The 19552-nt window shown below is 56.0% G+C and carries 11 protein-coding genes; 7 read left to right on the forward strand and 4 right to left on the reverse strand.

Annotation, left to right across the window (positions count from 1 at the left end):
• Positions 1–7: 7 nt before the first annotated feature.
• Genes recD through LG323_RS02560 form a run of 4 tightly spaced genes read right to left on the reverse strand, consistent with a single transcriptional unit; the run spans position 8 to position 10059 of the window.
• Complete coding sequence (gene recD / locus LG323_RS02545) at positions 8–2044, reverse strand: exodeoxyribonuclease V subunit alpha (RefSeq protein ID WP_404418756.1); 2037 nt, start codon at positions 2042–2044, stop codon at positions 8–10.
• A complete protein-coding gene (recB, locus tag LG323_RS02550; RefSeq protein WP_404418758.1) occupies positions 2041–5823 on the reverse strand; it encodes an exodeoxyribonuclease V subunit beta in 3783 nt (1260 codons plus the stop codon). The genes recD and recB overlap by 4 nt, the downstream gene beginning before the upstream one ends.
• Entirely contained in the window at positions 5820–9302 is a 3483-nt protein-coding gene (gene recC, locus LG323_RS02555) for an exodeoxyribonuclease V subunit gamma (RefSeq protein WP_404418760.1), read from the reverse strand. The genes recB and recC overlap by 4 nt, the downstream gene beginning before the upstream one ends.
• A gap of 10 nt (positions 9303–9312) precedes the next feature.
• Positions 9313–10059, reverse strand: coding sequence for an EAL domain-containing protein (locus LG323_RS02560; RefSeq protein ID WP_404418762.1), 747 nt, complete (start codon positions 10057–10059; stop codon positions 9313–9315).
• Between the two features lie 67 nt (positions 10060–10126).
• Here LG323_RS02560 and LG323_RS02565 point away from each other — a divergent pair, with 67 nt between their 5' ends.
• From LG323_RS02565 to LG323_RS02595, 7 genes are all read left to right on the forward strand, one after another.
• On the forward strand, positions 10127–10402 hold the full coding sequence (locus LG323_RS02565; RefSeq protein WP_404418764.1) for an acylphosphatase: 276 nt from the start codon (positions 10127–10129) through the stop codon (positions 10400–10402).
• A gap of 97 nt (positions 10403–10499) precedes the next feature.
• Positions 10500–12488, forward strand: coding sequence for a methyl-accepting chemotaxis protein (locus LG323_RS02570; protein WP_404418766.1), 1989 nt, complete (start codon positions 10500–10502; stop codon positions 12486–12488).
• A 22-nt stretch (positions 12489–12510) separates the two neighbouring features.
• Entirely contained in the window at positions 12511–14454 is a 1944-nt protein-coding gene (locus LG323_RS02575) for a methyl-accepting chemotaxis protein (protein ID WP_404418768.1), read from the forward strand.
• On the forward strand, positions 14451–15542 hold the full coding sequence (gene cheB, locus LG323_RS02580; RefSeq protein ID WP_404418770.1) for a chemotaxis-specific protein-glutamate methyltransferase CheB: 1092 nt from the start codon (positions 14451–14453) through the stop codon (positions 15540–15542). Before LG323_RS02575 ends, cheB begins: the two co-directional genes overlap by 4 nt.
• Positions 15539–17020, forward strand: a complete 1482-nt coding sequence (locus LG323_RS02585; RefSeq protein ID WP_404418772.1) for a CheR family methyltransferase — start codon at positions 15539–15541, stop codon at positions 17018–17020. The genes cheB and LG323_RS02585 overlap by 4 nt, the downstream gene beginning before the upstream one ends.
• Before the next feature lie 3 nt (positions 17021–17023).
• Positions 17024–19147, forward strand: a complete 2124-nt coding sequence (locus tag LG323_RS02590) for a response regulator (protein WP_404418774.1) — start codon at positions 17024–17026, stop codon at positions 19145–19147.
• 35 nt (positions 19148–19182) lie between these two features.
• Positions 19183–19542, forward strand: coding sequence for a response regulator (locus tag LG323_RS02595; RefSeq protein ID WP_404418776.1), 360 nt, complete (start codon positions 19183–19185; stop codon positions 19540–19542).
• The last annotated feature ends 10 nt before the right edge of the window (positions 19543–19552 follow it).

Raw genomic sequence — 19552 nt, forward strand, 5'->3', positions numbered from 1 at the left:
GATCTCCTTAGTTGACGGCCACCTTGAGCCCACTGGCTCGATCCACTTGTTGTAGCAAAAGTTGTTCCAATACCCTGTCACTGGAGCTGACCAGGGTGAAAGTCTGGCTGGAGCGGGTAATGCCGGTATAAAGCAGCTCCTTGGTCAAGACCGGGCTGAAATGTGGGGGCAGAACCAGAGCTGTGTGCTGGAATTCCGAGCCCTGGGATTTGTGCACCGTCATGGCAAAAACGGTTTCCACCTCCTGCAGGCGACTGGGCAATACCCAGCGAATTCCTTTTTGTGCATCAGGAAAGGCAACCCTCAGCAGGGCTGGATCGTCTGCCTTTTTTCGGGGAAGTTGCAGACAAATGCCGATATCTCCGTTCATCAGCTGCAGGCTGTAATCATTGCGGGTCATGAGCACCGGGCGGCCTGAGTACCAGAGATGCTCGCCTGAAGGCAGTAACTGACGCCCTGCTGAAGTGGCTTTCAGAGCCTGGAAAATGCGCTGGTTTAGCCCTTCGATGCCCCAGTCTCCCTGGCGCAGAGCCGTTAACAGCTGAAACCGGCGGTGCTGGGCAAAGACGGCTTCTGCCCAGGCATTGAGCTCGGACTGACTGGCGGTTGCCTCTGGCCTGAGCTTTTCAATCAGCTGTAAATAGGGCAGGTAGCCCTGGGTGACCAGGTGAATAAAGGCGCTGTCTTCCTGGCTGGTGATTTTCAGGTGGGTCAGGGAGGCATTATCCCGCTGTTTATCCTCGTTGAAGACCTTTTCCAGCTCCTTTAGGCTGGCCTGGCCCTGATTGACGGTTTCAGCCAGTTGGCCAATGCCGGGGTAGCGATGGAAACGAAAACTGTGCCTGAGCATGGCGGTTGCCTGACTCAGTTCAGAACCCTGCTCATCCACCAGTAACCTGCCGCTTTTCGGATCACGAGCTTCTTCGCCAGTCAGTTCTTTAATGATTTGATGGGTCGCTGGGTGGTAGTTCCCCAGTTCGGCATCCCGGCAGAGATCACCCAGAATCGAGCCGGCTTCCACTGAGGCAAGCTGGTCCTTATCACCCAGCAGGATCAGGCGCGCATCGGGTCTCAGGGCCTCCAGGAGTTTGGCCATCATTTCCACATCCACCATGGAAGCTTCATCCACGACTACCAGATCCGCAGGTAGTGGGTTGGCTGAATGGTGACGAAAATGCCGGGTACCAGGCTGGCTGCCCAGCAAACGGTGCAGGGTGGTGACTTCACGCGGCAGGCTGTCACGCCAGATCTGGCTTTGGTTGCCCGGCAGCGACAATTGCTGGATGTTGTTGCCCAGGGATTCATTCAAACGTGCTGCGGCCTTGCCGGTGGGCGCGGCCAGGCGGATCTGCAACAACGGCAGGTTTTGATTCAGATGCATACCCTGAAGCAGAGCCAATAGACGTACCACGGTGGTTGTCTTACCGGTTCCGGGGCCACCGGTGATGATGGCAAACCCCCTGCGGGCGGCCAGAACCGAGGCAATCTTCTGCCAATCCGGGCTGGGTGCAGCCTGTCCTGGTGAAGGCTGAAAAAGCTCCTTTATCAGGGGTTGAGCCTGGAGCGGCAGGGTTTTGACCTGGGCCAGACGTTGTTGAATACCGGTCTGGATCTGTTGTTCATATTGCCAGTAGCGGCGCAGATAAAGCAGAGGTTGTTGGTCGCTGCCAGCCAGCACCAGGGGGCTGCCTTCCCTGTTAACCGCTTCACTGGCCTGCAACTGGGCTACCCAGGTTGGCAGATCCAGGGATTGTAATCTGGCTGTCAGTGCCTGTTGAACCTGATCCGCTTCAGAAGTGCGGTTGGCCGCAGTCAGCAGTTTGTGGGGTTCCCGAAGAGCGGCCTGTAAATCCAGACAGACGTGCCCGTGGCTGTTGCGCTCGCTGACCAGAGCGGTGGCCAGGAGCAGGCCGTCGGAAGGCTGGGAGACCTGCTGGGCGATAAAATGGGTCAGAGCCAGATCCAGCGCGCGCAGGGCACCGGCCTGCATCCATTCCTGCAGTTGTTCGAGCAGTGGTGGCTGTTCATGGGGTAACGGGTTCATGCCGGGCCTCCTGATTCTTTGCTGAACAGCTGATCCAGAGCTTCGATCAGTTCGCGGGGCGGCTTGTCAGAGAAAAGTCCCTGGCTGGGATGTTGGTTGCCGCGTAGAAACACATAAATGGCTCCACCCAGGTGGGTGTCATAGTCATAATCGCTCAGGCGGGCTTTTAGCAACCGGTGCAGGGCCAGCAGGTAGAGGACATACTGGAGGTCATAGCGTTTTTTGAGAATGGCTTGCTGCAGGGTTTCCAGACTGTAATCCTGATGCTGGTCACCCAGTTTGTTGGATTTCCAGTCAATCACATAATAACGCCCGTCATGCACGGCAACCAGGTCGATAAACCCCTTGAGCATGCCATTCAGCAGGCTGTCTTCGGCCTGGGGACGGTCAGCAGCCTCCAGGGTGTACTGGCAAACCAGTTGATCCAGCTGCCGGGTGCTGACCTCATGACTGGCCAGCAGGAATTCCAGTTCCACAGCCAGATCATCAGGGGATAGATCCTGGAGGGCAAAGCCGGCAGGCCAGGTTTGCTGCAAAAAGCCTTTCAACCAGTTGCTCAGAGGCTCAGCAAAGGCGTCCAGGTTACGCAGCTGGCAGCGTTTTTGTATCTGCTCCAGGCGTCCCTGATCATCAGCCACTGCTGCGGCAAACCCCCGGAGATCCTGCCAGTGGTGGGCAGCGGCCCATTCCATCAGGCTGTGTAAAAAAGTGCCGTAGGTGCTGCCTGCCGGAAAATGCAGCATCAGGTTCTCGGCGGTGACTTCCTGGGGGCGAATCTGTCTTTCCCGGATTTCATCCGAGGTTTCCTGGGCGGTGGCTTCAGCCGGGGTCTGGGGTTCTGAGTCTTCAGTCACGGAGGTTGTTCGGGCAAGGCCAGTGTATTCTATGGCTGAATAGCTGGCGATCCACCAGGGTTTGCGGGGCTTCAGGTGTTCGGCAGACAAGGCCGGTTCCAGCTCAGGGCTGGCCGCCTGACTGAGTCGCTGGCCAGTGATGGCCGGGGCTGCTTCCAGGCTCAGGGTTGGGCTGAGTGCAGCCAGCTCCTGCAGTTTGGCTTCCAGGCTGGCCGGGGAGTCAAAAACGGCCCCACCGCCTAGCAGATAGCCTAATGCCGAGCGTTCCAGTTGTGGCTTTTTGGAGTTGCCGGATTTCAGGGGTGCAACCCCCAGCCAGAGTGCATGGCGTGCTCTTGTGATGGCCACATAGAGCAAACGCATGTCTTCGCTTAAACGCTCATCCTTGGCCGCTTCCCAGGCTTCCGGGAAGGTTTTGTTGTCCGAGACTTCATAAAAACGACCTTCGGGTCTGCGCCAGGGCAGTTGTTTGGTTCGGCCGTCCAACTCCCGCCAGCCGGAAATAAAAGGCAGGAGCACCAGCGGATATTCCAGACCCTTGGATTTATGAATGGTGATGACCTGAACCAGCTGGGCATCACTTTCCAGACGCAGCAGTTGCTGGTCATCCGGGCTGTTCAGATGTTCAGCCAGATGGCGGATCAGAGCCTGTTCACCATCCAGTTGGGCGGCAGCTTCCTGAAGCCATTCGGCCAGGTGCAGCAGATTGGTCAGGCTGCGCTCTCCCTGTTCTTCCTGCAGCAGGCGTGCGGGTAGCTGATATTCATCCATTAACCGGCGGAGCATGGCCAGTACGCCCTGGTAACGCCACAGGGAATGAAGCTTCAGGAAGAAGTCCATCTGTTCTTCCCAGGCCAGCTCGTCTTCCTGCCATGCAGCCAGTTGTGACAAGGGCAATGCCAGGGTGTTGGTGCCCAGAGCCGCCCTGACCAGGCGCTCATCACCAGGCTGGGCGACAGCACGCAACCAGTGCAGGAGGTCAGCCGCTTCCTGACTGGCAAACACCGATTCCCGGTCGGACAGATAAACGCTGGCCACACCGCGTTTAGCCAATTCCCGGCGAATCACGTCGGCCTCTGCACCACGCCTGACCAGAATCGCCAGATCCGCAGGTTGCAGGGGCCGGGTTACCTGGCCGTCCTTGCCGAATCCGCTTTTATGCTGACGGGCACTTTCCAGCCAGGTGGTGATCTGACTGGCAGCACGGGCTGCAGCTTCTTCCAGATAGGCGCCGGTGCCCAGCACCTTTTCATCTTCGTGGGGTTGAAACTGCCAGAAAGTCAGAGGCTTGGCAGGCTGTTCATCCAGATACAGGTGTTCATCACGCCCTGCAGCCTGAACCGTGACATAGGGCAGGGGGTTGGTTTCCTCCTGCTTGAAGCGAAAGGCCCCGCGTGGATGCTGTTCGGCAAAGTTGAACAGGGTGTTGGCGGCTTCCACAACGCCCTGGGTCGAGCGAAAGTTACGACTCAGGGTGTAATGACGACCCTGGGTGGCTTCCCGGGCTTGCAGGTAGGTGTGAATATCGGCCCCGCGGAAGCTGTAGATGGCCTGCTTGGGGTCGCCGATCAGAATAATGCCGGTTTCCGGGTGGTTGTCTTCAAGTTGGTAGATCTGGTTGAAAATACGGTACTGAACCGGATCGGTGTCCTGAAACTCATCAATCATGGCCACGGGAAAGTTGTTTCTCAGCACCCGCGCCAGATTATCGGCGGAAGAGCCGGAAACTGCCGGGTTCAGAGCAGCTTCCAGCTGGGTCAGCAGATCATCAAAACCCATCTCGGCACGCTGTTGCAGGCGTTGATGGAAGGCCTTTTTAACCCACTGGGCCGCATGGGCCAGCAGGGCTGTTTTCAGGGGAACTTCCGTGCTTTGCTCTTCTGATTTTTCTGCAGACGGGTGTTGGAGGTAGTCAGCCAGCAGAGTGAAGGCCTTGAAGGGTCGGGGTTCCTGAATTGCGGATTTGGCGTAAAACTGGAAGCACCCGCTGGCAAAATTCTTCAGCTTTTTGGGCTGAGGGCCCTGACCCAGCGCCCAGGCATGAATTGCTTTCAGCAGCGCCTGGTAGCTTTCCGGGGTTTTGCTGTCATGACCGGGCGCTTTCAGGTGGGGTCTCAATTCCAGAAGGTGTTTTTCAATGGCATCCCATTCGTCCAGCCAGCTCTGGCGCAGTTGTTCTTCAAGCTGCTGCTGAATTCGGCGGGCTGCCTGCTGGGCCTGCTCAGCCTGGTGTGCCGCTTCCAGGTAGGGCTGCAGCTGAGGTACATCCAGAGGTTGCCCTTGATAGGTGACCCCCTGAATTCCGGTTTTGAGCAGATCCTGCAGGGCTCTTTGCAGTTGATCCGGGCCGCTGAACTCCTCACTGATCAGCTCAGCCTGGTCAGGGCTCAAAGGGTAGAAGTGAACCCGCCAGTAGTCTCTGACGACTTCGGCCAGCAATTCGGAGGTGTCGGTAACCAGCTCGCGGCTGAAAAGACCGCGAGTGTCAAAAGCATGTTCAACCAGCATGCGATTGCACCAGCTGTGAATGGTGGAGACACTGGCTTCATCCATGCCTTCTGCAGCCATCTGCAAGCGCCAGGCACAGCCTGACCAGAGTTCCTGCGGGTAGCTGGCTCTCAGTTGCTCCAGGGGATCATGAGGTTCGCGGCTGGTTTCGGGTGCTTGTTGAAAGTAGTCGGCAGCTTCCACCAGGCGGCTGCGAATGCGCTCACGCAGTTCTTCAGCCGCTGCTTCGGTGAAGGTCACCACGAGAATTTCCCGCGGGGTCAGAGGGCGGTGAAAGGCACTCTCTGCTTGATCCTGCCCCAGAACCAACCGCGTGTAGAGCAGCGCCAGGGTGAAGGTTTTACCCGTACCGGCGCTGGCTTCAATCAGTTGGCTGCCTCGCAGCGGAAATTCCAGCAGCTTGAGTGACTGGCTCATGGGCGCACCTCCTGCAGCAGCCGAACGAGGGGCTGGTAGAGCCTTGGTGCCAACTGGGTGAATACCGGTTCGGCTTCCAGCTGGGCATAAGTGGGCCAGAAGCGCAGCAGAGCCGGGTGTTCCTCTCTTTCACCGCGGCTGGCATAGCCACCTTCATAGACTTCTTTGGGTTTGCCCTTGTCTTCCAGCCCCGCAAAAGCGGTTTTACAAGGCAGGGGGAGCAGACGCTGCCAGCCTTCCTGCCAGGTGGCGGCGATTTCCAAAAGCAGGTTTTCTGCCTGATCCGGTTGCAGGGGTGGCAGGCTAAGATCGGTTTCCGGCCCCAGCAGACGGGTGGTCACCGGCCCTTGTAGTTGGGCAAAAAGATGTGCAGGCCAGTAACGGATGAGGTGATACCACTTGTAGCTATCGCCGGAATAGAGGCGGCTGGGCTGCAGGATAATTCTCAGAGTGTTCATCAGATCCTTGCTGCGCAGGTCAGTCAGGCCGGCTTCCAGCTGCAGTTCATCGCTCAGGGGCCAGTGACGGCTGAAGGCAGCGGTTTGCAAGGGGTATTCCTGCAGAAGTTGCTGATAGCTTTGCAGAGGTTCCAGCAAACCGGCGGTGATTTTTTCCCTTGCCTGGTCAGCAAAGGGTGGCAGAGGCAGGAAGCCGGCTCGTTGCAGGCGCTCGGAAGCCCTGTTCAGGCAATCTTCCGGGTCGGCCTGAGGCTGTTGAGCCAGTTCCAGAGTGGCCTGATCCAGAAGCTGTTTTTGCAATGCCCATTGGTTGAGTCCATCCAGGCGAAAATTCTCCTCATCTTCAATCACTTCTTCCTGGTTTTGCCACTGAATGCCCAGGCGTTGGCGGTAGAAGGTCTGTACGGGATTGCGCAGAAAAGCGGCCAGATCTGTGAGGCTCAAGCTGCCTTCGGGTTGCAAAACAGGTACCTGCAATGAATCCTGTGCTTGCTGTTGGTGGTGGTGGATAGCCCTCCATTCATGGGCGTAGGTGAAAAGACGGGGGTCGCGATCCGGGGCAAAATAACGGCGGCTGAAAGGCTGCAGGGGGTGTTCCTGAGTCAGGGCTTCCAGCAGGGGGCGTTGATCCGGGCTTTGCCAGCCAGCAGCCAAGTGGTCCCTGAGCTGACCAACCAGCACGGAAGGCGGTCGGGGGGAGTTGTCCCGAATATCCCGGCCAATCCAGCTGATCACCAGCTTTTGCCGGGCGGAAAGCAGGGCTTCCAGAAACAGATAGCGGTCATCTTCGCGCCGGGAACGGTCACCGGGGCGGTAATCCTGGGCCATGAGGTCAAAATCGGCCGGTCGCACACTGCGTGGATAGTCGCCGTCATTCATGCCCAGCAGCCAGACCTGTTGAAAAGGAACGGCCCGCATCGGCATCAGGGTGGCAAAATTGATCGAGCCACCCAGAAACTTCTGGGTCAGGGTGGGCTGATCAATTCCGGCCAGGAGTTCTTCACGCACCACCTCCAGAGGCAGGGTTTCACTGCTCAGGCTGCCCTGGGACCAGGTGTCTTCCAGTTGCTCCAGCTGGAGCTGTAGTTGATTCAATGCCCAGGTATCGGCCTTGCTGGCTTCCAGAAAATAATCGGCCAGCAGCTGCTGAAGCAGGCTGATCCAGTCTTGCGGCGTATGTGCCTGTAAGAGTTGCTTGCGGGTGGTATCCAGTTGTTCCAGCAGCAATACCAAAGGGCCGATCAGAGCTGCTTCCAGGCCTGCCACTTCATCATAGGGCTCAATGGACTGCCAGGCCGGGCCGGAACCGCTGGCAAAGCCCAGCAGCATACGTCTCAGCCCCTGCATCCAGGTGTTTTCCTCCAGCCCGGTGGGAAGCTCCAGGCTGGCTCTTTGCTCGCCATCCAGCCCCCAGCGGATATTCGCTCCCTGAATCCATTGTCGCAGACGCGGCAGGTCGGTTTCCTGCAGTTCATAACGCAGACGCAGCGCCGGGGTGTCCAGCAGATCCAGCAATTCACTGACGGCAAAGCGTGAGCCGGGCAGGTGCAGGAGTTTTTCCAGGGCAATCAGCAGGGTGTTCTGGCCGCGCTGTCCCTGATCGGAAATATGAAAGGGCAAAAAGCGCGGATCGCGAGACTCCCCCTGGCGGGCATAACGGCCAAAGACCGCCTGAATGGCCGGTGCATAGCTGTTGATGTCCGGCACCATGACCAGAATATCCCTGGGGTGAAGGGTTTCCTGGCGCTGCTGGGCCTGTTCAAATTCCCTGAGTAGCTGATCATGCAGGATTTCCACTTCCCGCTGGTGGCTGTGGGCCACCATGAAACTCAGGCTTTGATCCTGGGGGTCGAGCTGTCTATTCAGTTCACGGCAGTCCACCAGGGAGCGTAATTCCAGCAGATCGCTCTGGAGTTGATGCAGCAGGCAACCTTCACCCGGTGATGAAAAGAGATCGATCTGCTGAAAATACTGCTGATAGCTTTCCGGGTGGTCGCTTTCATCCAGCAGATGCAGGTAGTCACGGCCCTGCTTGCCCCAGGAGGCCAGCAAGGGGTGGCCGTAAACATGCAGTTCTTCCAGACTCAGGTTTTCCGGCAGTTTTCTTTCCCGGATGCGTCGGTATTCCTTTTTCAGCAGTTCCTTGCCTTCAATCAAATCGCCCCAGTAGTGCTGGCTGGGGTTGCTGACAAACAGCAGGATCTGGGTGAAAGGAGCCAGAGCTTCCAGCAGTTCCAGGGTTTGCCGGGGCAGGGAGGAAATCCCGAAAATCACGACCCGCCGTGGCAGGTTTGGAGGGCGATTGGCCATAGTAATCTTGCTACAGGCCTTGATGAAATCCTGATGAATGGCGGCACGGCTGGCTTTATCCCAGTGGCCCTGGCCCAGTTCAGGGTCCTGCTCTATGGCAGCAACCAGCTGTCGCCAGATGGCAGGCTGCCAGCTTTGTTCTTCCCGCAGAGGCTGAGCCCGGCCCTGGGCTGTGATCAGGCAGTCATCACCGGCTTCCCAGGCTTTCAGCCAGTCAGCCCGGTAAACCTGATACTGGTCGTAAAGGTCAGCCAGGTTGGCCGCCAGCTGATGCAGGCGGCGTGGGTCCTGGTCCTGGTGTAGAAAGCCTTCCAGAGGTTCCAGACAATTCGGGTTGGGCAGTTGGGCTTTCAGGGTTTCCAGATCAGCCAGCAGGCGGTAGAGCCGCCAGGTCAGCGGCCCCTTGTCAAAGGGGGAAGAAGACGGCAGTTCGGTATAGAGGCTGCGATAAGCCTGCCAGATAAAACGCCCCGGAAGATCCACCTGCAGGGCTGCCGCAATCCCGCAGCCACCATCCTCCCGGTCGGCTGCCAGAGCCATTTTCAGCCACTGGGCAATACCATTGCTCTGCACCAGAATGCTTTCATTCTCCAGGGGTTTCAGCGGGTGTTTGATCAACCACTGCACCATCAGCTCACGCAGTTCTTCCAGGCGGTTGCCCTGAAGAATCATCAGGCCGGGAGTGAGTTCCCCGGAAGCCGCTGCCGTCATACTCTCATCCTTAATCGAAGTTCACTTCCGGAAGGCATTCAAAGCCGGGTCTGGCAAAGTGGTAACCCTGCATCAAATCCACGCCCAGTTGCTGGTAAAATTTGGCTTCTGCGGCGGTTTCTATGCCTTCAGCCAAAACAGTAATTCCCAGCTCTTTACAGATGCCCACCAGCCCACGGGCGATAACCTGTTTGGTGGGGTTGCTGTCAATATCCCGGATCAGTTGCATATCGATTTTCATCAGGTTGGGAATGAATTTCGACAGCAGGTTCAAACCGGCGTGCCCGGCACCAAAATCATCCAGTGCGGTGATGAAGCCCTGTTGCTGGTAATAATTGAAAATATTGGTCAGGTGCTCGGCATCGTGCACCAGTTCGGATTCGGTGATTTCAAACATGATGTTTTCAATCGGAAAACCAACGTCTCTGGCTGCTTTCAAGGTGCTGCGAATGCAGTGGGCCGGTTCATACACCGCATTGGGCAGAAAGTTGATGCTGAGAATCCTGTCCAACCCCAATTCAGCTGCCAGAGTGATGGCCTTGACCCGGCAGGCCTGATCAAAGGCATAACGGTTATCATCATTGACCTGGGATAAAATCGACCAGGCTGACTCCTGGTTGATACCCCGGACCAGGGCTTCATAGCCCCAGATGCTCTGGGTTTTGAAGTCAACGATGGGCTGGAAGGCAAAAGTAAACTCAAAGCTTAAGGGTGTTGCACACTGTTTACAGCCATCCTGGGGGAAAGCGGTTGCCATGGTTGATCTCCTGATGCCATAGGTTTCAGGATATTCTAGAGAAAAATGAGCCAAAAGGGGGTTAAATATGCAAAAAGTCTGTCGGCGTTTTAAAGTGTCCGGACGTGTGCAGGGGGTCTGGTATCGCAAATCCACTCAGGCTGAAGCCGAGGCACTGGGACTCAGTGGGTGGGCAGTCAATCTGGCCGATGGCGGGGTGGAAGTTTGTCTGTGTGGTTCCGGTGAGGCTGTGGCCAAAGTGGCAGCCTGGCTGCATCAGGGGCCTTCTGCAGCCAGGGTTGCCGAGGTTGAAGAGTTGCCTGCACCTGAACACTGGCCGGAAAATATTTTCTCTACCGCTTAAAGGCCAGATTTTCCTTGCAAAAGGCCAGGAGAAAGGGTTACGTTTACAGAATGTAACCTTATTTTTCGATATAAAATGACAAGAGAAAGATAGCCCTATGCCCTCGCTATGGAAGCACCTTCCCCTACGTTCGCGCCTGTTTGTATCTTTTGGTGTGCTTTTGGCAGTCATTCTTGCTTTTTCATTGATCCTGCAATCTAGTTTTCATACTTCAAGCCGGGTCACCAGCCTGATTGAAGAAGAGCTGCCCAGCCGCCTGGAGCACCTGGGCAGTGAGGTGGCTCTGAGGTTGTCACCCAGTTTGGAAATGTCACGAAACCTGGCATCCAACACTTATATTGAACGCTGGGTCCGGGATGGCATGCCAGAAGAAGGGCTGGATGATGTAAAAAAGGAGATGGCCCGTGTTAATGACCTTCTGGATGCGGGAATCGTTTTTATTGCTGGGAATGATGGCGACACAGCTTATTATCATCACTATCAAAAGGGGCAGCTGAATCGTCGTGTAATGGAACGTGATTCCAATGACGATGCCTGGTACTTCCGTTTTCTGAAGAGTAACGCACCATATGAGCTGAACCTGGACTCCAACGAGTTCAGTGGTGAACAGCTGCAGATGTTTGTCAATTACCGGAGTTTGCAGCAGAACCCTCAAGGGGAACCGGTCAGTGTTGCCGGTGTAGGCATTGATATGCTGCATCTGGCGGAAATGATCAGTGCTTATCGTCTTGGGGAAACCGGACGGGCCTCTCTGGTCAGTGCTGATGGTCAGGTTCAGGTTGCACCAGAAGCGACCCTGGTCAGGGATTTTTCTGCATCAGCTGAATTGAGCAGTCTGCTGAATAGAGACAAAATTCAGGTGCTGGAAACCCGCCATGATGGAGAAGAGCTTTTTGTTGGCTCCATCTGGGTTGAAGACCTTCAGCGTTTCTTGATGGTGGAAGTGCCGCGCAGTGAGTTTATGGGGGCGATCAACCAGCAGCTCTACACCTCCCTGTTGATCGGTGCCGTACTGATCCTGCTCAGCCTGCTGGTGCTTTACCCGCTTTCCGGCAGCTTGACGCGCCCACTGAAGGCTTTTCAGGAGCAGCTGCAGCAGATCACCCATTCCCTGGATCTCAGTCAGCGTATTCAGGTTCCTGATGATGCCGAATTGGGTAAGCTGGCCCAGCAAACCAATGGCCTGTTGGAAAAAATTCATAATGTGATCACGGCCGTCTCCAGTAGCTCCACGCAGTTGAATGATTCCGCCAACCGTTTGGCTTACACGGCCGGTCTGGTGAGTCGCAACAGCGATCTGCAGGATGAAGTCAGCCAGTCGATGGCAGCTGCCGTGGAAGAAATGTCCTCCTCGGTGGCGGAGATCACCTCCACCATGGAAGAACTGTCCACTTCTTCAACCCAGATTGCCGATCATTCCCAGTCGGTGGTGGATGTCGCCAACCTGACGCTGGATAACAGCCGCAAAGGTGTGGATGCCATGCAGCACCTTCAGGAGCGCATGGGGGATATCTACTCGGACAGCCAGCAGAGTCTGGCGGAAATCATGGAGTTGGGTGCCAAGTCCAAGCAGATCAGCCGGGTGATGGATCTGATCAATGATCTGGCCGACCAGACCAAGCTGATTGCCTTCAATGCCGCCCTGGAAGCCTCCAGTGCCGGGGAATCCGGTAAGCGTTTCTCGGTGGTGGCCAGTGAAATCCGGCGTCTGGCCGACAGTGTCACCGACTCCACCCGTGAAATTGAGGATCGCATTCAGGAAATTCAGGACTCCATCAGCCGTCTGGTCATCACCTCGGAAAAGGGCTCCAATTCGATTCAGGCGGGAATGGAAGTCAGCTCCAGCACGGCAGAGGATCTCAACGCTCTGCTGGAAGCGGCCAGCCAGACCAGCAGTGCCGCCGAACAGATTTCCCTGTCAACCAAACAGCAAAAGACCGCCAGCAGTCAGGTGGTAGTGGCGCTGCGGGATATAGCCTCAGCCAGTTCCCACAATGCCCAGTCGGTGCGTTCAATTACCGATATCAGCGAGGATATGGTCGCCATGTCGGATCAGCTGAACGAACTGGTCAAGGCCTTCAAATAAATTTACAAGGGGAAAGAGGCGCATGAAAAAGGGCTGGCAAGAGTTGTCTTTACAAAGGAAGTTTCTGATTTCGGTTTCAGCCCTGATGCTGGCTGCTCTGGCCATGCTGAGCCTGCTGGCGGGCCAGCTCCTGACCCGGGAAGTGGATCAGGCGGTTGCCAGTGAAATGCATAATACTCTGCAGACCGCCCAGTCCCGCACCAGTGAGTGGTTGACTGGCAAAAAGGATCAGCTGCAGGCTCTCGCGCAACACCTGCCCGGTGAGCCGGAGAACCGTGAAACCTGGGAAAGCTTTCTGACAATAGCCAGGGAAGCCCAGGGTTTTGATCTGGTGCACATTGGTACTGCGGATGGCCAGGTCATCCAGTCGCAGCCTCCCATCGAGCTGCCACCGGGGGCTGATCCCAGAACACGCCCCTGGTTTATACAGGCAAAGGAAAAGGGCGAGCTGATTCTGACGCCGGTTTATGTGGATCTGCTGACCGGGGACCTGAACATGACCCTGGCTGTGCCCTTGAAAGAAAACCCGAACCACATTCTGGGTGGGGATCTTTATATCTCGGCGGTTGTGGATGAGCTGTTGCAGCAGAAAATGCGCTGGAACAGTCAGTTATTGATGCTGGACGCAGAAGGGCGTGTTCTTGCGCACTCCAACCCGGAGCTTCTCCAGAAAGAACTGCAGGAAGTATTGCCCGGTTTTCAGCAGCAGGGCGAGGGTATTCAGCAGGTTGAGTTTAATGATCAACCCTGGCTGGCATCGTCGATCCGCATAGAAGATACCGGATGGCAGTTTTTGTTGCTGGTTGATGCTGATGAAGTCCAGGCTGTCTCCAGTCAGCTTCTCAAGTTGCTGGGTGGCCTGGCTCTTCTGGTTACCCTGGTGAGCGGTCTGCTGGTTTATTGGCTGGCTTTGACCCTGACTCGCCCCCTGCAGAATTTTCAACAGCAACTGGAAGGCATTACCCAGACCCTGGATCTGGAGCAAAGACTGGACGTTCCCCGGCAAACCGAATGGTATCAACTGGCCAGCCAAACCAATCGTTTGCTGGAAAGGATTGACCGGGTGGTGCAAAATGTCATCCACAGCTCGACCCAGCTCAATGCCTCGGCGCGCAATCTGGCTTACACGGCCGGTCTGGTGAGTCGCAACAGCGATCTGCAGGATGAAGTCAGCCAGTCGATGGCAGCTGCCGTGGAAGAAATGTCCTCCTCGGTGGCGGAGATCACCTCCACCATGGAAGAACTGTCCACTTCTTCAACCCAGATTGCCGATCATTCCCAGTCGGTGGTGGATGTCGCCAACCTGACGCTGGATAACAGCCGCAAAGGTGTGGATGCCATGCAGCACCTTCAGGAGCGCATGGGGGATATCTACTCGGACAGCCAGCAGAGTCTGGCGGAAATCATGGAGTTGGGTGCCAAGTCCAAGCAGATCAGCCGGGTGATGGATCTGATCAATGATCTGGCCGATCAGACCAAGCTGATTGCCTTCAATGCCGCCCTGGAAGCCTCCAGCGCCGGGGAATCCGGTAAGCGTTTCTCGGTGGTGGCCAGTGAAATCCGGCGTCTGGCCGACAGTGTCACCGATTCCACCCGGGAAATTGAGGATCGCATTCAGGAAATTCAGGACTCCATCAGCCGTCTGGTGATTACCTCCGAAAAGGGTTCCAATTCGATTCAGGCGGGCATGGAGGTCAGCTCCAGCACGGCAGAGGATCTCAATGCCCTGCTGGAAGCAGCCAGCCAGACCAGCAGTGCTGCCGAACAGATCTCCCTGTCGACCAAGCAGCAGAAGACCGCCAGCAGTCAGGTGGTGGTGGCCCTGCGGGACATAGCCTCGGCCAGCTCCCACAATGCTCAGTCGGTGCGTTCGATTACCGATATCAGTGAAGATATGCTGGCCATGTCGCGTAGCCTGATGGATCTGGTTCAGGAATTCCGAACCAACGGAGTTGAACGGCCATGAATAAATCCAGGGTCTATCGGGTCTTGATCACCGATGACAGCGCCATGGCCCGAACCCTGCTCCGGGAGTTGCTGGAGCAGGATGGCATGGAGGTCATTGCTGAAGCCCGTAACGGCAAGGAAGCCGTGGAGCTGGTTCGTCAGCACCGCCCTGATCTGGTCACCATGGATCTGCAGATGCCGGTTATGGGTGGCATTCAGGCCATTGAGGAAATCATGCATGAGAAAGCTGTCCCCATCCTGGTGGTCAGCAGTGAATCGGATGCAGAAAAAGCCTGTCAGGCACTGGATCTGGGAGCCCTAGAGGTGATTTCCAAACCGGATTACACCCCGCCACAGGCAGCCGAATTTGTTCGCAAGGTGCGGATGCTGGCTGGAGTGCCGGTGATAACCCGGCTCAGGCGTCGCTCCGTCAAATCTGCAACGCCTCCCCAACCTGCGGCCTTTCACTGGCCGGAATCAGGTCATTTCAAGGCCCGCAACTACCAACAGGCCTTTGCCCTGGCTTCTTCAACCGGTGGCCCCCAGGCTTTGGCACGCTTGCTACCGCGCCTGGATGCGTCTTTTCCAGCCCCGATTCTGCTGGCCCAGCACATGTGCGATGGCTTCGTGGAGGGCATGGCTCACTGGCTTTCCACTCTTTGCCGGATCAAGGTCAAGGTGGCAGAAGACGGTGAGCTGCTCAAACCCGGTTGTGTTTACGTATCGCCATCGGAAACCCACCTGATCGTCACTGCCAGTCATCGTATTGCTTTGCAGGCCAGGGTGGACGGGGAAATTTATCGCCCCAGCTGTGACCATCTGCTGGCCTCCCTGGCCGAGGTTTACGGCAAGGATGCCATCGGTGTGATTCTGACTGGGATGGGGCGGGATGGAGCCACTGGCATGCTCCGAATTCGCCAGAAGGGCGGTATCGGGCTGGCCCAGAATGAAGCCACCTCGGTGATTTATGGCATGAATCAGGAAGCGGTGAAGCTGGGCGGAGTGCATCGGGAGCTACCGATTGATGAACTGGCCGGAGAAATGCAGCGTATTCTGGAATTGACACCTGCTGGTTATCTGCAAGATCTGGAGCGGAGTCAGGTATGAGTGACGACCTTCGTCCTTTCAAAGAGCTGATCAAGAACCACTGTGGCCTGCTTCTGGAAGGCATTGCTGAAGACCGTCTGCGTAAAGCCCTGCAGACGGCGGCCCAGGTTGAAGGCAAAAGGCTTGGGGATTTACTTCCCTTGCTGCAAAAGAACCAGGACCTGATTAAGGATTTGGTCAGTCAACTGACTGTCAATGAAACCTATTTTTTCCGTGAAAATGCCCAGATTCAGCTTTTGACCAGCCATCTTATACCGCGTTTGTTCAGCCTGCATGGCAAAAACCGACCCCTGAAGATTTTAAGCGCTGGCTGTTCCTCCGGCGAGGAACCCTACAGCCTGGTCATGGCTCTGGAAGAAGTCTGGGGTAAGTCAGCCCGTGAGCTTTTTCAAGTTGAAGGCGGTGATCTGGATCGGCAGATATTGCACAAGGCCCGCAAAGGCATTTATTCGCCTTTTTCCTTTCGTGGCGTTCCCGAAGACCTGCGGCTTCGCTATTTTGAATCTGCAGGGCCGCATTTTCAGTTGATTCCTGAGCTGCGTAATCGGGTGGACTTTCATGAACTGAACTTGCTGGATCCGCATTTTCCAGCCGATCTGAAGGGTTTTGATGTTTTGTTCTTCCGCAATGTTTCCATTTATTTTGATATGGAAACCCGCCTGAGAATTCAGAAAAAACTGGCTGAAATTCTCAAGCCCGATGGTTTTCTTGTCGTGGGCAGCTCGGAAACCCTGGCCAATGATCTGGGGGTTTTTACCCTGGTTGAAGAGCAGGGCCTGTATTACTTTGTCAAAGGCACGGCTCTATTACCGGCTTCTCAGCGTGCAGCTCAGCCACGTAAAATCGAAAAGCCGAGCATTGCAAAACCTGTTAAAAGCCCGACTCGGCCAGCTAGTAGGCCGCCCAGGGAAAAGCCAACGCCCAAGAAAACTACAGAGGCAGCTCCCGCCAGTGTGAGCTCCATTCTGCAACTCCTGTTGAACCAGGAAACCAGCCTGGCCAGTCAGCAGTTGGATCGACTGCTGAAATCCGGGAAAAACCTGCGCGAAGCCCGGCTCCTCAAAGCCTGGATACTGGGTAATCGCAAGGAATTCACACCGGCTTTAAGTCTGCTTCAGCAACAACTGGATGAAGAGCCCTGGTGGCTGGATGCTTTGGTGCTTCTGGGTTTGTTGAACAAATGGCAGTCACAACCCAAGGAGGCGGAGATGGCCTTTAAAAAAGCCGTCTATGTTCAGCCCGATTGCTGGCCTGCGCATTATTATCTGGCGGAAACTTACCGCTACAGCGAACAATACGATCTGGCGGTGCGAGCCTATCAATCCGCCCAACGACGTTTGCAGGGACAGACCGAAGCCCCCAGCGGGCTTGAACTTCTACCCCTGAGTTTACCCAGGTCGGATTTGCTGTTCCTGATAGAGCACCTGTTGACCCGCCTCAAGCAAAAGCTGGTTGCCAGCGGACAGGGAAGGGAGTAAAGCATGGCGCTGGATATCACCCGTTTTGTATTGCGTTTTATTGATGAAGCCCGGGAGCACCTGCAACTGCTCAATGAAGGGGTTGCCCTTCTGGAACAGGGTCAGGCGGACACCGAGCAGGTCAATAGCCTGTTTCGATCGGCACACACCCTCAAGGGCTCCTCCCGGATGCTCAAGCTGGTCCCGATTACCGAGACAGCCCATGCGCTGGAAGACCTGCTGAGTGCTCTGCGCGAGGGTAAGCTGGCCTTTGAGAGCACCCGGCATTCAAGTTTGCTTTACCAGGCTCTGGATCACCTGACCAGCCTGGTTGACCAACTGGCCGAACACCAGGATCCGACCTGCCTGCCTGATCGGGACACGGCTCTCTGTCAGGCCCTGACCCAAGCCGCCGAGGGGCAGCAAGCACCGGCAACCCCAGAGAGTCAGAGCACCCAGGCGGAGTCGGACAAGGCACCCGCACCGGTCAAGGAAGCCAGCCTCAAAACCAGCGACAGTGTGCGTATCAAGCTGACCCGCCTGGATGAGTTGATCAAACTGATGGGAGAAATCGTCTCCAGCCATGCTCACATGCGCGAGCTGGTCAAGGATTCCCGGCAACTCAAGCAGGATGCCAGCCTGGCCAGTTCCCGCTGGCTGAATGATCTGGATTTGTTCAATCGCGAACTGCGTGACGGAGTGCAAATCCAGGAATCCCTCATGCAGGAACTGCACGACAAAGCCCTGCAGCTGCGCATGCTCCCCCTGACCACCATCTTTGATTCTGCAGGGCGTCTGGTTCGGGAAATGGCACGATCCCTGGGTAAGCAGGTCGAATGTCGGGTTATCGGGGCAGAAATAGAACTGGATCGCCAGATGATTGATCAACTGGCTGATCCGGTGATCCACCTGCTGCGCAACGCCCTGGATCACGGTGTGGAAACACCCCAGGAACGCGAAGCGCTGGGCAAGCCTGCCCAGGGTCAGATCACCCTGAGTGCCTGGCAGGATGGCAGCTGGGTGGTCATTGAGGTGCGTGATGACGGTCGTGGTATTTCCCTGCAGGCCATCCGGGATAAGGTTTTGCAGAAAGAATTGATGACACCGGAACAACTGGATGCCTTGAGTGACCAGGAAATCATGGATCTGATCTTTCTGCCCGGTTTTTCCACCAGCGCCATGATTACTGAAATTTCCGGTCGTGGGGTGGGGATGGATGTGGTCAAAAGCTCGGTGGTGGACAGCCTGCAGGGTACTCTCAGAGTCCACAGCCGACCCGGAAAAGGCAGCCGTTTGAGTTTGCGTTTGCCCCTGTCACTGGCACTCATGCGGGTTCTGTTGGTGGAGGTGGAGGGCCAGAAACTGGGTTTCACCGCGCAGTACATTAGTGAACTGGTGAGAGTGAAGAGCGATGCCATGATGAGGGTGGCGGAACGCAATGCCATCATTCTGCGCAATGAGTTTGTTCCCGTCATGTCACTGAGCGAATTGATTCATCTGCCGGAAAAACCGGCCAAAATCAAAAAATCAGCGGATGAACTCCTGCTCCTGGTGACTCAGGTTCAGCATGAAAAACTGGCCCTGGTGGTGGATGAGTTGATTGACGAGCGTGACCTGGTGATCAAACAGCTGCCTGAGCATCTGCGTCGCCAACCCCTGATTTCAGGCATGGTGACCACCGGCCACAATGAGCTGGTCAGCCTTCTACATGTGCCCCACCTGCTGGAGCGCTCACGCAAGACCAAAACAGCCACCGGAGTCAGGGTTCAGCAGGGTCAGCAGGCCAACAAGGTGCTGGTGGTTGATGATTCCCTGAATACCCGTGAAATTGAAAAGGATGTGCTGGAAGCTTATGGCTATCAGGTCACTCTGGCAGAGCATGGTCAGGATGGTCTGGAAAAGGCACTGCTGGAAGACTTTGATGCCGTGCTGACGGACGTGGAAATGCCGGTCATGGACGGCTTCACCCTGACCGCGCGCCTGCGTGAACAGGAGCGTTATAAGAATCGCCCGATCATCATTATTACCTCACGTGAAAAAGAAAGTGATCGCCGTCGGGGCCTGGAGGTCGGCGCAGATGCCTACATTGTCAAAGGCAGTTTTGATCAAAGCAGCCTCGTTGAAACTTTAAAACTATTACTGGGCTGATGAAGCCTCTTAACAAGAACAAGCAGGAGTAAACTATGCAGGTTTTAGTTGTGGATGATGATGCCCTGGCCGGAGAAATGATTGTCGCTGTTGTGGAAGAAATGGGGCATCAGCCACTGGTGGCTGAAAACGCACCCGAAGGTATGGAAAAGCTCAATGAGCATCCTGAGATCGGCCTGATTATCAGTGACATGAACATGCCTCTGGTGAATGGCATCGAGTTTTTCCGGGAAATACGCCAACAGGGCAACACCTTGCCCTTTATTCTTCTGACCGGTGATGATCCGGAAGCAGCGCGCCAGCAGGAAAGCGGCCTGAATGCCTGCATCATGAAGGACTTCAGCCTGGATGAAAGTCTGCCTGGTATTGTTCGTGATGTTCTTGGCGGTCAGTGATCAGTGTTAA

The organism is Marinospirillum sp. (assembly GCF_044810985.1).
Taxonomy (GTDB): Bacteria; Pseudomonadota; Gammaproteobacteria; order Pseudomonadales; family Halomonadaceae; genus Marinospirillum.